Source organism: Enterobacter sp. 3U4 (assembly GCF_057224565.1).
Genome location: NZ_CP136665.1, coordinates 3756382 through 3769139, shown reverse-complemented (window position 1 = coordinate 3769139; position 12758 = coordinate 3756382). Strand labels below are relative to the sequence as shown.

At 57.4% G+C, this 12758-nt stretch carries 12 protein-coding genes; 6 read left to right on the top strand and 6 right to left on the bottom strand.

The features are described 5' to 3' along the window. Positions 1-12: 12 nt before the first annotated feature. Positions 13-1557 carry a maltose ABC transporter permease MalF gene (malF, locus tag RVY89_RS17980; RefSeq protein ID WP_395314510.1) on the bottom strand — a complete coding sequence of 515 codons (1545 nt, stop codon included), beginning with the start codon at positions 1555-1557 and terminating at the stop codon, positions 13-15. A 120-nt stretch (positions 1558-1677) separates the two neighbouring features. Beyond that, a complete protein-coding gene (gene malE / locus RVY89_RS17975; RefSeq protein ID WP_039264157.1) occupies positions 1678-2868 on the bottom strand; it encodes a maltose/maltodextrin ABC transporter substrate-binding protein MalE in 1191 nt (396 codons plus the stop codon). A 370-nt stretch (positions 2869-3238) separates the two neighbouring features. On the opposite strand from malE, the gene malK reads away from it, so the two are divergent. The 5 genes from malK (at position 3239) to ubiA (ending at position 8360) form a co-directional block, all read left to right on the top strand. Continuing rightward, positions 3239-4348, top strand: a complete 1110-nt coding sequence (malK, locus tag RVY89_RS17970; RefSeq protein ID WP_371899851.1) for a maltose/maltodextrin ABC transporter ATP-binding protein MalK — start codon at positions 3239-3241, stop codon at positions 4346-4348. A 71-nt stretch (positions 4349-4419) separates the two neighbouring features. Next, positions 4420-5733 (top strand): maltoporin, encoded by a 1314-nt coding sequence (locus RVY89_RS17965; RefSeq protein ID WP_331413752.1) that lies wholly within the window; start codon positions 4420-4422, stop codon positions 5731-5733. Between the two features lie 113 nt (positions 5734-5846). Continuing rightward, a complete protein-coding gene (malM, locus tag RVY89_RS17960; protein ID WP_484826060.1) occupies positions 5847-6800 on the top strand; it encodes a maltose operon protein MalM in 954 nt (317 codons plus the stop codon). Between the two features lie 180 nt (positions 6801-6980). Next, entirely contained in the window at positions 6981-7478 is a 498-nt protein-coding gene (ubiC, locus tag RVY89_RS17955; RefSeq protein ID WP_484826059.1) for a chorismate lyase, read from the top strand. Positions 7479-7490: 12 nt separating this feature from the next. Continuing rightward, complete coding sequence (gene ubiA, locus RVY89_RS17950; RefSeq protein WP_371899572.1) at positions 7491-8360, top strand: 4-hydroxybenzoate octaprenyltransferase; 870 nt, start codon at positions 7491-7493, stop codon at positions 8358-8360. A gap of 88 nt (positions 8361-8448) precedes the next feature. On the opposite strand, the gene zntA is transcribed toward ubiA, so the two are convergent. Both zntA and RVY89_RS17940 read right to left on the bottom strand, forming a co-directional pair. Continuing rightward, positions 8449-10620 (bottom strand): Zn(II)/Cd(II)/Pb(II) translocating P-type ATPase ZntA, encoded by a 2172-nt coding sequence (zntA, locus tag RVY89_RS17945; protein WP_484826058.1) that lies wholly within the window; start codon positions 10618-10620, stop codon positions 8449-8451. A gap of 76 nt (positions 10621-10696) precedes the next feature. After that, positions 10697-11323, bottom strand: a complete 627-nt coding sequence (locus RVY89_RS17940; RefSeq protein ID WP_024906687.1) for a lysoplasmalogenase — start codon at positions 11321-11323, stop codon at positions 10697-10699. A 129-nt stretch (positions 11324-11452) separates the two neighbouring features. Here RVY89_RS17940 and RVY89_RS17935 point away from each other — a divergent pair, with 129 nt between their 5' ends. After that, on the top strand, positions 11453-11809 hold the full coding sequence (locus tag RVY89_RS17935) for a DUF2500 domain-containing protein (RefSeq protein WP_111965828.1): 357 nt from the start codon (positions 11453-11455) through the stop codon (positions 11807-11809). Positions 11810-11869: 60 nt separating this feature from the next. Here the strand turns inward: RVY89_RS17935 and RVY89_RS17930 are convergent, their stop codons facing one another. Together RVY89_RS17930 and rsmD are read right to left on the bottom strand one after the other, a co-directional pair. Continuing rightward, positions 11870-12151 carry a DUF1145 family protein gene (locus RVY89_RS17930; RefSeq protein ID WP_010436509.1) on the bottom strand — a complete coding sequence of 94 codons (282 nt, stop codon included), beginning with the start codon at positions 12149-12151 and terminating at the stop codon, positions 11870-11872. Beyond that, positions 12135-12737 carry a 16S rRNA (guanine(966)-N(2))-methyltransferase gene (gene rsmD / locus RVY89_RS17925; RefSeq protein ID WP_008500089.1) on the bottom strand — a complete coding sequence of 201 codons (603 nt, stop codon included), beginning with the start codon at positions 12735-12737 and terminating at the stop codon, positions 12135-12137. The genes RVY89_RS17930 and rsmD overlap by 17 nt, the downstream gene beginning before the upstream one ends. Positions 12738-12758: the final 21 nt, after the last annotated feature.

Sequence of the window (12758 nt, the reverse complement as noted above, 5' to 3'; positions counted from 1 at the left end):
TCAGTGCCCTCCTTAGTCAAATTTCATACGTGTGGCTTTCAGGTTCACTATCGCCAGAGCGCCCACCAGCAGGAAGATCAGGGTGGCAATCGCTGCCGCCAGGCCGAAGTCCTGGCCGCCGCCGCCTTCGAAGGCGATACGGTAGGTGTAGCTCACGAGCAGGTCGGTATAGCCTGCGGGCGTCGTGGTGCCGAGGCGGTCCGGGCCGCCGTTGGTCAACAGCTGAATCAACACGAAGTTGTTAAAGTTAAAGGCGAAGCTGGCAATCATCAGCGGGGTGAGCGGCTTGATGAGCAGCGGCAGCGTAATCTTGAAGAAGTTCTGGAACGGACCCGCACCGTCCATCGCCGAAGCTTCGTACAGGTCATCCGGGATGGCCTTCAGCAGCCCCATGCACAGGATCATCATGTACGGATAGCCCAGCCAGGTGTTGACGATGATGATCATCGAGCGGGCGGTGGTCGGGTCGCTGAACCAGGCCGGTTTGATGCCAAACAGGGCGCTCAGCATCATGTTGATTTCACCGAAGCTCTGGTTAAACAGCCCTTTGAAAATCAGAATCGAGATAAACGACGGTACGGCATACGGCAGAATCAGCAGCACGCGGTAGATCGCTTTGCCCTTCAGGGATTCCCACTGGACCAGACAGGCCAGCACCATACCCACGGCCACGGTGAGGATCACGGTCAGTACGGAGAAGACCACCGTCCAGACGAAGATGGCAAAGAACGGTTTCTGAATGCCTTCGTCGGTAAACACGCGGGTAAAGTTGTCCCAGCCGATGGTGACGGTATAGCCCGGGCTGAGTTTGTCATCACCCCATTTGCCGTCGGCAGTAATGGACTGATAGAAACCAATGTCGTTATTCGGACGATATTTCACGCCGCTCTGGTTGTTGGTCAGCGTGCCGTCATCCGCCAGGGTATAGAGCGGTTGGGTGCCTGAGAACTGGCGCAGCGAGCTCATGATCACTTTGCTTTCGTCTGGCAGCACGGCGGTGAGTTGGGTCAGCGCCTGACGGTTCTGAGTAATGACGCGCAGGTTGGCACGTTCACCTTCCGGCAGGGCTTGCGCCTCTTTTAAGGCCAGCTTCTGCTCGCCGCCAAATTTGAAGGCGTCAGAGATATAGTATTTTCCGCTTGCTTCGTCAGTGAGTGCTAACTTCCACTCATTGCCTGCAGGATACAGGCCGAAGTTAAAGGTCTTGCCTGCCTGATATGAGCGGTCCAGCAGAACCTGCTGCGCGCGTTCCTGCGCAAGCTGGTTAGTGCTGCTGTAGTTGGTAAACGCAATGGCGACGGTACAAATCAGCGGGAACAGGACAAACAGCCCCATCCCGGCCACGCCAGGGTAGACATAGCGCCAGGCGTAGGCTTTACGGTTGGCGAAAATATACAGGCCAGCAGAGCTTAAAATCAGCGTCATGATGGCGAACAGATATTCCCCTTGTACGTACATTAAAACAACAAGGTAACCCACCAGCAGGCACAGCAGACCGATCGCTGACCACTTCAGCGCGTCGCTTTGCCACCAGCGTTTCTTTTTAATGACATCCATGGGGTTCTTCCTCTACAACGGTGGAATCTTATCGTCAGGTGGCGCTGCGCTTACCTGACCTACGGATCGTGCCGTAGTCGTAGGGCGGGTAAGCGCATGCGCCACCCGCCGTTTTTCTGCTTACTTAGTAATACGACCCTGAGCATCTTTCAGCGCAGCATCAACGGTCTGGCGACCGCTTGCAGCGTTGATAACCGCGGTACGGGTGGCGTACCAGAACGCGGCCATCTGTGGGATGTTCGGCATGATTTCGCCTTTCTGGGCGTTATCCATGGTTGCCGCGATACGTGGGTCTTTCGCCAGCTGATCCTGGAAGGATTTCAGCGCAACGGCACCCAGCGGTTTGTCCTTGTTCACTTCATCCAGACCCTGATCGGTCAGCAGGTAGTTTTCCAGGAACTCTTTCGCCAGCTCTTTGTTCGGGCTGGCGGCGTTGATGCCCGCGCTCAGCACGCCAACGAACGGTTTAGACGGCTTGCCTTTGAAGGTTGGCAGCAGCGTTACGCCGTAGTTGACTTTGCTCTTATCGATGTTTGTCCAGGCCCACGGACCGTTGATGGTCATCGCGGTTTCGCCTTTGTTGAACGCCGCTTCCGCGATGGAGTAATCGGTATCCGCGTTCATGTGTTTGTTCTTGATAAGGTCAACCAGGAAGGTCAGGCCCGCTTTCGCGCCAGCGTTATCCACGCCCACGTCTTTCACGTCATATTTGCCGTTTTCAAACTTGAACGCATAACCGCCGTCGGCAGCAATCAGCGGCCAGGTGAAGTACGGCTCTTGCAGGTTGAACATCAGGGCGGATTTACCTTTCGCCTTCAGCTCTTTATCCAGTTTCGGGATCTCTTCCCAGGTTTTCGGCGGGTTAGGTACCAGGTCTTTGTTGTAAATCAGAGACAGGGCTTCAACCGCGATTGGGTAAGCGATCAGCTTGCCGTTATAGCGAACGGCGTCCCACGTGAACGGGAACAGCTTATCCTGGAAAGCTTTGTCCGGGGTGACTTCAGCCAGCAGGCCAGACTGTGCGTAGCCCCCGAAACGGTCATGCGCCCAGAAGATGATGTCCGGGCCGTCGCCGGTTGCTGCAACCTGCGGGAATTTCTCTTCCAGCTTATCCGGGTGTTCTACGGTAACTTTGATGCCGGTGTCTTTCTCGAATTTTTTGCCCACTTCGGCCAGGCCGTTGTAACCCTTGTCGCCGTTAATCCAGATAACCAGCTTGCCTTCTTCAATTTTGGCGAGCGCCGGTGCGGAAATCATCATTGCTGCGAGGGCGGACAATGCGAAAACGCGTGCGCCAGTCTTGATATTCATATCTGCCATCCTTTTTGGTGATGTGCTCGTGGATACATAAGGTGGTTCAACGTGACTCAGTCTCCTTATTTGACATCCTCTTTCCATCCTCCCAACCCCTACGCCCCACCCCCCGTTTGTGTGATCTCCGTTGCATAAATTTAAGTTATGAGTGCTGGCGCACATAAAAACCCACCGAATTTTGCAGGCGGCTTCACGAATTTTGCCGCAGCCCTCCCACGCCGGTCGCAGAGCCTGCTCCCTCATCCTCCCGCCTCCTCCCCCATAAAAAAGCCGGGGGGTGGAGGATTCGGGAAAGTAATGGATACCCCATAGTGAACTTATCTTGAATGTTTCTGTCGGTGACAGGTTGTAACGAAGGGAGAAGGGCATGGCGAGCGTACAGCTGCGTAATGTAACGAAAGCCTGGGGTGACGTAGTGGTGTCGAAAGACATCAATCTGGACATCCACGAAGGTGAATTCGTGGTATTTGTCGGCCCATCAGGCTGCGGTAAATCAACTCTGCTGCGTATGATTGCCGGTCTTGAAACCATCACCAGCGGCGACCTGCTGATCGGTGATACCCGAATGAACGACATCCCGCCTGCCGAACGTGGCGTAGGCATGGTGTTTCAGTCTTATGCACTCTATCCCCACCTTTCCGTTGCCGAAAACATGTCCTTTGGCCTGAAGCTGGCCGGCGCGAAGAAAGAGGTTATTAACCAGCGCGTGACGCAGGTGGCGGAAGTGCTACAGCTGGCGCACCTGCTGGAGCGTAAGCCGAAAGCGCTTTCCGGCGGTCAGCGCCAGCGCGTGGCGATTGGCCGTACGCTGGTGGCAGAGCCGCGCGTGTTCCTGCTCGATGAACCGCTCTCTAACCTGGATGCCGCCCTGCGCGTCCAAATGCGTATCGAAATCTCCCGTCTGCACAAGCGTCTTGGCCGCACGATGATTTACGTCACCCACGATCAGGTGGAAGCGATGACCCTCGCCGACAAAATCGTGGTGCTGGATGCCGGTCGCGTGGCGCAGGTGGGTAAACCGCTGGAACTGTATCACTACCCGGCAGACCGCTTTGTTGCGGGCTTCATTGGCTCGCCAAAGATGAACTTCCTGCCCGTCAAAGTGACCGCGACAGCGATTGAACAGGTACAGGTGGAGCTGCCAAACCGCCAGCAGGTCTGGCTCCCGGTCGACAGCGCCAACGTACAGGTGGGGGCAAACATGTCCCTCGGTATTCGTCCTGAGCATTTACTGCCGAGCCACATCGCCGATGTGACGCTGGAAGGTGACGTTCAGGTCGTCGAACAGCTTGGTCACGAAACACAGATTCATATCCAGATCCCCGCCATCCGTCAGAACCTGGTCTACCGCCAGAACGACGTGGTGTTGGTAGAAGAGGGTGCCAGATTCGCTATCGGCTTGCCGCCAGAGCGTTGCCATCTGTTCCGTGAGGATGGCACTGCATGTCGTCGGTTGCACAAAGAGCCAGGCGTTTAAGCAATCCCAAAAGAAGACACGAAACCGACAGGTGAAGTGTTCAAAGAAAAGCAATGATCTCAGGAGATAGAATGATGATTACTCTGCGCAAACAAGTCCCTCTGGCAATCGCCGTTGCGGCAGGCATCCTGTCTGCCCAGGCAGGCGCCGTGGACTTTAAAGGTTATGCTCGTTCCGGCATTGGCTGGACCGGGAGTGGCGGTGAACAGCAGTGTTTCCAGGCAACAGGTGCTCAAAGTAAATACCGTCTGGGTAACGAATGTGAGACCTACGCTGAACTGAAACTGGGCCAGGAAGTGTGGAAAGAGGGCGACAAGAGCTTCTACTTCGACACCAACGTTGCCTATTCCGTCTCTCAGCAGAACGACTGGGAATCCACCAGCCCAGCCTTCCGTGAAGCTAACGTGCAGGGTAAAAACCTCATTGAAGCATTGCCAGGTTCCACCATCTGGGCCGGTAAGCGCTTCTATCAGCGTCATGACGTTCACATGATCGACTTCTACTACTGGGATATTTCAGGTCCTGGTGCGGGTATCGAAAACATCGACCTGGGCTTTGGTAAGCTCTCTCTGGCCGCAACCCGTTCTTCTGAAGCGGGCGGCTCAGCGACCTTCGCCGATCGTGACGCGCTGGGTAACCGTATTTATGACAACCTGGTACCGAACGATGTCTTCGACGTCCGTTTAGCACAGATGCAGGTCAACGAAGGCGGTACGCTGGAGTTCGGTGTTGATTATGGCCACACCAATATTCCGGATGACTACTACCTGCAGCCTGGCGCGTCTAAAGACGGCTGGATGTTCACTGCTGAACACACCCAGAGCATGCTGAAGGGCTTTAACAAATTTGTGCTGCAGTACGCAACGGACTCTATGACCTCCAACGGCAAGGGCCGTCCGGAAGGTGGTAGCATCAACAACAACGGCGACATGTGGCGCGTGCTGGACCACGGTGCGATCTCTCTGGGCGACTCCTGGGACCTGATGTACGTGGGTATGTACCAGGACATCAACCTGGATAACAACAACGGCACCAAATGGTGGACCGTCGGTGTTCGTCCTATGTACAAATGGACGCCAATCATGAGCACCCTGCTGGAAGTTGGCTACGACAACGTCAAATCTCAGAAAACTGACGATACCAACAGCCAGTACAAAATCACCCTGGCACAACAATGGCAGGCAGGCGACAGCATCTGGTCCCGTCCGGCTATCCGTGTCTTCGCAACCTACGCGAAGTGGGATGAGAAATGGGGCTACGCGAACGGCGACTCCGGTGCAGGCTATGACTCTGGTATTGCGTACAGCGACACTTCCGCAAAAACCTTCAGCCGTGGCGACTCTGATGAGTGGACCTTCGGTGCCCAGATGGAAATCTGGTGGTAATTCGTTAGACCTGACGTAATGACCTAAAAGAGGGGCGTAAGCCCCTCTATCCTTAGGGTGCTGCGCGCTATTGCCTGGCCACCGCAGTGCTCACGCTATCAGAGGTAATAACAATGAAAATGAAGAAAAGTCTCGTCGCGCTGTGCCTCTCTGCGGGGCTGATGGCCTGTGTTCCGGCGGTCTCCCTGGCAGACGTGAATTTCGTGCCACAAAATACCAGCGCTGCGCCAGCTATCCCGGCAGCGGCGCTCCAGCAGCTGACCTGGACACCGGTTGATCAATCTAAAACGCAATCTACTCAGCTTTCTACGGGCGGACAACAGCTGAACGTGCCGGGGATCGCCGGGCCGGTTGCCGCCTACAGCGTGCCGGCTAACATTGGTGAGTTAACCCTGACGCTGACCAGCGAAGTGAGCAAGCAAACCAGCGTCTTTGCGCCGAACGTGTTGATTCTTGATCAAAATCTGACCCCATCTGCCTTCTTCCCAAGCGAGTACTTTGGCTATCAGGAACCTGGCGTCATGAGCGCGGACCGTCTGGAAGGTAAAATGCGCCTGACGCCAGCCCTGGGACAGCAGAAGATTTATGTTCTGGTTTTCACGACTGAAAAAGATCTACAGCAGACCACTAAGCTTATCGATCCGGCAAAAGCCTACGCCAAAGGAACGGGTAACTCTGTTCCGGATATCCCGGATCCGTTAGCGCGCCACGTCACCGATGGCCTGCTCAAGCTGAAAGTCTCAACGAACAATGCGTCCAGCGTCCTGGTCGGCCCGCTGTTTGGCTCCTCCGGTACCGGCCCTGTCACCGTAGGTAACACCGCTGCACCTGCCTATACCGCACCCGCTGCCACGGCAGCCGCACCGGTAGCAACCGCAGCGCCTGCCCCGGCGAAGAAAGCGGAGCCGGTACTGAATGACACCGAAGAGTACTTCAACAACGCCATTAAGCAGGCGGTGAAGCGCGGCGATGTCGATAAAGCGCTGAAACTGCTTGATGAAGCCGAACGTTTAGGTTCAACCACTGCCCGTTCCACCTTTATCAGCAGTGTAAAAGGCAAGGGGTAACCGTTTCCCCACAGTGCTGATTTGTTAGTCGTTTGGTGCGCCTGAGTGGGCGCACTTTTTTTCGTCTCCGCCAGGCTGTTGCACTCTTGTTGCGATCGTGATCGTTAAATAACGTTTGGCCCCCCTCAATCCGTGTTTCTGCGATACAATGCCATTACGTTATGTATCGGAGAGTCTGGCATGTCACACCCTGCGCTAACGCAACTGCGTGCGCTGCGCTATTTCGACCAAATACCTGCGCTTGATCCGCAGCAACTGGACTGGTTGCTGCTGGAAGATTCCATGACGAAACGTTTTGAGCAGCAGGGAAAAACGGTTACGGTGACCCTGATTCAGGAAGGGTTTGTCTCTGGCGAGGAGATCGCCAGCGAGCTGCCGCTGCTGCCGCAAGAGCCACGCTACTGGCTGCGCGAAATTTTACTCTGTGCCGATGGCGAGCCTTGGCTTGCCGGGCGGACGGTGGTGCCCGAGTCCACCCTTTCCGGGCCAGAGCTGGCGCTGCAGCGCCTGGGTAAAACGCCGCTGGGGCGTTACCTTTTCACCTCGTCTGAGCTTACCCGGGATTTTATTGAGATTGGTCGTGATGCCGAACTGTGGGGGCGTCGTTCCCGCCTTCGCCTGAGCGGTAAGCCGTTAATTCTGACGGAGCTTTTTTTACCGGCATCACCGTTGTACTAAGAGGAAGAAAAAATGGAGTGGAGCCTGACGCAGAATAAGCTGTTGGCGTATCACCGCTTAATGCGTACCGATAAACCGATTGGCGCGCTGCTGCTGCTGTGGCCGACCCTGTGGGCGCTGTGGCTCGCCACGCCGGGCGTGCCGCCGCTGTGGATCCTTGGCGTGTTCATTGCTGGCGTCTGGCTGATGCGCGCGGCGGGCTGCGTGGTCAATGATTATGCCGATCGTAAATTCGACGGCCATGTAAAGCGTACTGCCGGTCGTCCGTTACCCAGCGGACAGGTCACCGGGAAAGAAGCCCGCGTGCTGTTCATCGTTCTGGTGCTGCTCTCTTTCCTGCTGGTGTTAACCCTGAACACCATGACCATCCTGCTTTCCGTTGCGGCGCTGGCCCTGGCCTGGGTGTATCCGTTTATGAAGCGCTATACCCATCTGCCTCAGGTGGTGCTGGGGGCGGCGTTTGGCTGGTCGATTCCGATGGCGTTTGCGGCGGTTAGTGAGTCCTTACCGCTCAGCTGCTGGCTGATGTTCCTGGCGAACATTCTCTGGGCCGTGGCTTACGACACGCAATACGCGATGGTAGACCGCGACGATGACCTGAAAATTGGCATCAAATCAACCGCCATCCTCTTTGGCCGTCAGGACAAGCTGATTATCGGTATCCTGCAGGTCGCAGTACTGGCTCTGATGGTGGCGATCGGCCGCCTGAACGGGCTGAACTGGGAGTTTTACTGGTCCGTGCTGGTGGCGGGGCTGCTGTTTGCGTACCAGCAAAAGCTGATTGCGAAGCGCGAACGCGACGCCTGCTTCAAGGCGTTTATGAATAATAACTACGTCGGTCTGGTGCTGTTTTTAGGCCTGGCGATGAGCTACTTCTTATAAAAAAAGCCGGGTGGCGGCTTCGCCTTACCCGGCCTACGTTTTAGCAGGATATGTAGGCCCGGTAAGCGTCAGCGCCACCGGGCGTTTTTTACCGCCGACGCAGCAGCCGAAGCGCGTTCGCCGTCACCAGCACCGTCGCGCCGGTATCCGCCAGCACCGCCAGCCACAGCCCGGTCATGCCCAGCAGCGTGGTCACCAGGAAAATCCCCTTCAGCCCCAGCGCGATGCCGATGTTCTGACGGATATTGGCCCGCGTCGCCCGCGCCAGGCTAATCATCTGCGCCAGCCCGGTCAGGCGGTTGTGGGTTAGCGCCGCGTCAGCCGTTTCCAGCGCCACGTCGGTACCGCTCCCCATTGCAATACCGATGGTGGAGGCTTTCATCGCCGGAGCATCGTTAATCCCGTCACCGACCATCGCCAGAGGGGCCTTAGCGTTCAGCTCCGTCACCGCGCTGACCTTATCCGCCGGCAACAATCCAGCTTTAAACTCCAGCCCCAGCTCGCCGGCAATCGCAGCCGCCGCGCGAGGGTTATCACCGGTGAGAATAACGCCCTGCACGCCCAGCTGATGCAGTGCCGCCACGGCCGCTTTGGCGTCATCGCGCAGGGTATCGCGCAGCGCCAGCATCCCTTTCGCGACGCCGTCCTGCATAACGGTCACGACGGTTTGTCCGGTCTGTTCTAACGCCTCAACCTCTGGCGTAGAAGACTTACCCGCCGCGACAATCAGTACCTTTTTACCGTCAACGACGGCCTCAATCCCTGACCCTACCAGCGCCCGCTGGGCGGTTGCCGGAGGGAGGTTCAGCCCGCGCGACTGCGCTTCACGTACAATCGCCTGCGCCAGCGGGTGGGTCGATCCCTGCTCAACGGCGGCGGCCAGGGTCAGCAGTTCATCTTCACTGATGTCCTGCGGATATACGCCGGTCACCTGCGGCTTGCCGACGGTTAACGTTCCGGTTTTATCGAAGGCGATATGCTGGACCTGGCTCAGCTGCTCCAGCGCCGCGCCGCCCTTAATCAGCGCCCCGCGACGTGCCGCCGCCGCCAGCCCGGACGTAATGGCCGCCGGGGTGGAAATCACCAGCGCGCACGGGCAGCCAATCAGCAGCAGCGTCAGCCCTTTATAAATCCAGCCCTCCCACGGTGTGCCAAAGAACAGCGGCGGCACGATAGTGACCAACAGGGCCACCAGCATAATGGCGGGCGTGTAGATCCGGCTGAAGCGGTCGATAAAGCGTTCGACCGGCGCGCGGCGCTCTTCGGCCTCTTCAATCAGCTTCAGGATACGGTCGATGGCGCTGTCGCCCGGCTCGGAAAGCACGGTGAGCTGCACCAGACGGTCGACGCTGGTGGCACCGGCGGGCACTTTTTCACCCGCGGCACGCTCTACCGGAATGGATTCCCCGGTCAGGGCGCTTTCATCAAAGCTCGCGGTGGCGGTAAGCAGCGCGCCGTCTGCAGGCAAGCGTCCGCCTGCTGCGACTTCAATCACGTCGCCCGGACGAAGGGTCGTGATGGCGACCGTTTCACGCGTGCCGTTTGCCACGCGAGTGGCGGTTTCCGGCTTCAGCGCCATCAGCGCGCTGACCCCTTTACGCGCCCGGCTGGCCGCCCAGCCCTCAAGACGTTCACCGATTAAGAACAGCAGCAGCACCATTGCCGCTTCTGCCGTTGCGCCAATAAACAGCGCCCCAATCGCCGCCACGCTCATCAGCGTTTCAATGGCGAACCAGCTGCCGCTTTTCATCAGGCGCAGCGCCTGACGGGCAATCGGGAACAGCCCGACCAGCGTGGTGGCGATAAACGCCAGGTTGCCGAACGGGTGGTTAATCTGTTCCAGCCCCCAGCTCAGGGCCATCATGATGATGAGGGTAATGAGCGGCAGGTTTTCCTTCACGGAAGAGGCTTTTTCAGCGGGTGCCGTTTCGCTGCGGAGGGTATAGCCCGCCTGGCTGACGGCGGCTTCCACCTGTTTGCTGACGTCGTTATCGGCGCTAACCAGCAGCTTTTCGGTGGCGAACAGCACCTGTACGTGACTCACGCCCGGCACTTGTTTGACGGCGTTTTCCACTTTGCGCGCGCAGGCGGCGCAGTCCATGCCGTTGACGACCCAGCTGTAGCGATTTCCGCTTTCAGGAAGGGGTTGAGTTGGCGTTTCGCACGCGCCTTCGCAGCAGCACTCGTCTTTCGACGGAACCGGGCTGAGCTTAAGTGCCGAAAATTGAGGAACTTTTTTAGGTATTTCTGGAGTCGACATGGCAGTCTCCGGTAATGATAATTTTCTCATTAACCGCAGCATACACTCTGGAGTCGACTCCAGAGTCAAGCGCTATTTAGATATACAGTGAACGCACGATCAGGAAGTGCCCGGCAAAGTAGCAGGCGGCGGCTATCGCGTTATCCGCCCGGAAGCGGCGGCGATAGTGGCTGCCCAGCCAGACGACATTCCCGATCAGCAGCAGCGCGGCACCGAAGAACGCGGACATCGCCGGAGCGGTCGGACGGAAGAACCACAGCTCGCCCGCCAGCCACACCATTACCAGGGTCATGGCGATAAACGTGCAGACCGGCAAACGCATCTCTTCCAGACGCGACCAGATCACCGCGATTAGCAGGGCGCCAATCACCAGCAGGACCAGCGGCAGCGGCCAGAAGAAAGAGAGCGTCATCTGGCTGGCAAAGTAGATGGTATACAGCAGATGGGAGAGGAAGAACGCCCCAACGGCGTACAGCAGGCGCTGGCGCGGCAGCAGGGTTAAGGCATCGCCAATCAGGGATGCACACAGCCCCGCGAGCACCAGATAGCTGACGGCGTTGAACATCGGCGCTTGCCAGGCCAGGAGCAGCAGGAGCAACAGCGTGACTGGTTTAAACAGCCAGCGCTGCCAGGTGGGACCACGGTACGACGCATCGACATAAAGCCATGCGGAAAAACAGACAGCGATAAATGACCAAAGCATATTAACTCCCTGTATCTGTTAAGCCTGAATAATCAGTTTCTGATCCAGTGTAGTGATGCGGGCGGGCGTTTGGCAATGGCGGGGAAGGCAGGGTATCCTGAATTCCGCATAATCTGATGGGATTTTTCAATGAGCAAGATGCCGCTTTTTTTCATTATCGTGGTGGCGATTATCGTTATTGCCGCCTCGTTTCGTTTCGTGCAGCAGCGCCGCGAGAAGGCGGACAACGATGCCGCACCGCTGATGCAAAAGCGCGTGGTGGTGACGAACAAACGCGAAAAACCGCTCAATGACCGCCGCTCGCGACAGCAGCAGGTGACGCCTGCAGGCACAACAATGCGCTATGAAGCGAGCTTTAAGCCGGAAACGGGCGGCCTTGAGATGACCTTTCGCCTGGAGGCGCAGCAGTATCATCAGCTGACGGTGGGGGAGAAAGGGACGCTGAGCTACAAAGGGTCGCGGTTTGAAGATTTTAGAGCTGAGTAACGCTCGATCGGTTCCCTCTCCCTGTGGGAGAGGGTTAGGGTGAGGGCATCAGCCCGCACCTTACTTCTTCACCTGCGCCTTAAACTTCTTCATCCACACCAGCAGCTCAAACACGCCGAAAATAAACACGCGCAGCTGCTGCCAGCCCGTCATCTGCGGGCCGTCTTTCGGCAGGCCGTTTTTCAGCATCACCATCTGCAGGGCGTGCATGAACGAGGTGAAAATCAGCGCCACGTTAACGAAAATGTTCATCGGGCGCGGGAACGGGTGCACCAGATTCAGAATCAAGAACGCCCAGACGCCCAGCATCAGTAAACGTCCCAGGTTAATCAGTACCGGCATCGGATCCTCCTTGTGCCTGACGGTGATACAGACGATAAGCAACCTGACCTGCGACTTTTTCACGGTGCAGATCCCAGTGGGCGGGAACCGGCGGTAAACCGTTTTCCACTTCGCTTTCCACGTAAATCAATGCGTCATCCGCCAGCCAGCCGTTTTGCTCCAGCAGGGATAACGTCTCCTCCAGCAGCCCCTTGCGGAACGGCGGGTCGACAAACACCACGGTGTGCGGCGTGCCTTTCTGCGCAAGAAAACTCAGCGTATTGGTATTCACCACTTTGGCGTTGCTCGCCTTCAGCGTCGCCAGATTTTGCTGCAGCGTCTGCGCCACGCCGCGCTCCATCTCCAGCAGCGTGGCGCTGGCAGCATAGCGCGACAGCGCTTCCAGACCTAGCGCGCCGCTTCCGGCGAAGCAGTCCAGGCAGCGGGCGTCTACCATTGACGGGGCCAGCCAGTTAAACAGCGTCTCGCGCACGCGATCGGTAGTAGGGCGTAAACCGGGGCTGTCCGGTACCGGTAATTTCCGGCCTCGCCACTGACCGCCGATAATACGAATTTGACCGGCCGGGGCGCGGTTGGGTTTCTTCATCTCAGGAAAGCTCTGTTAACA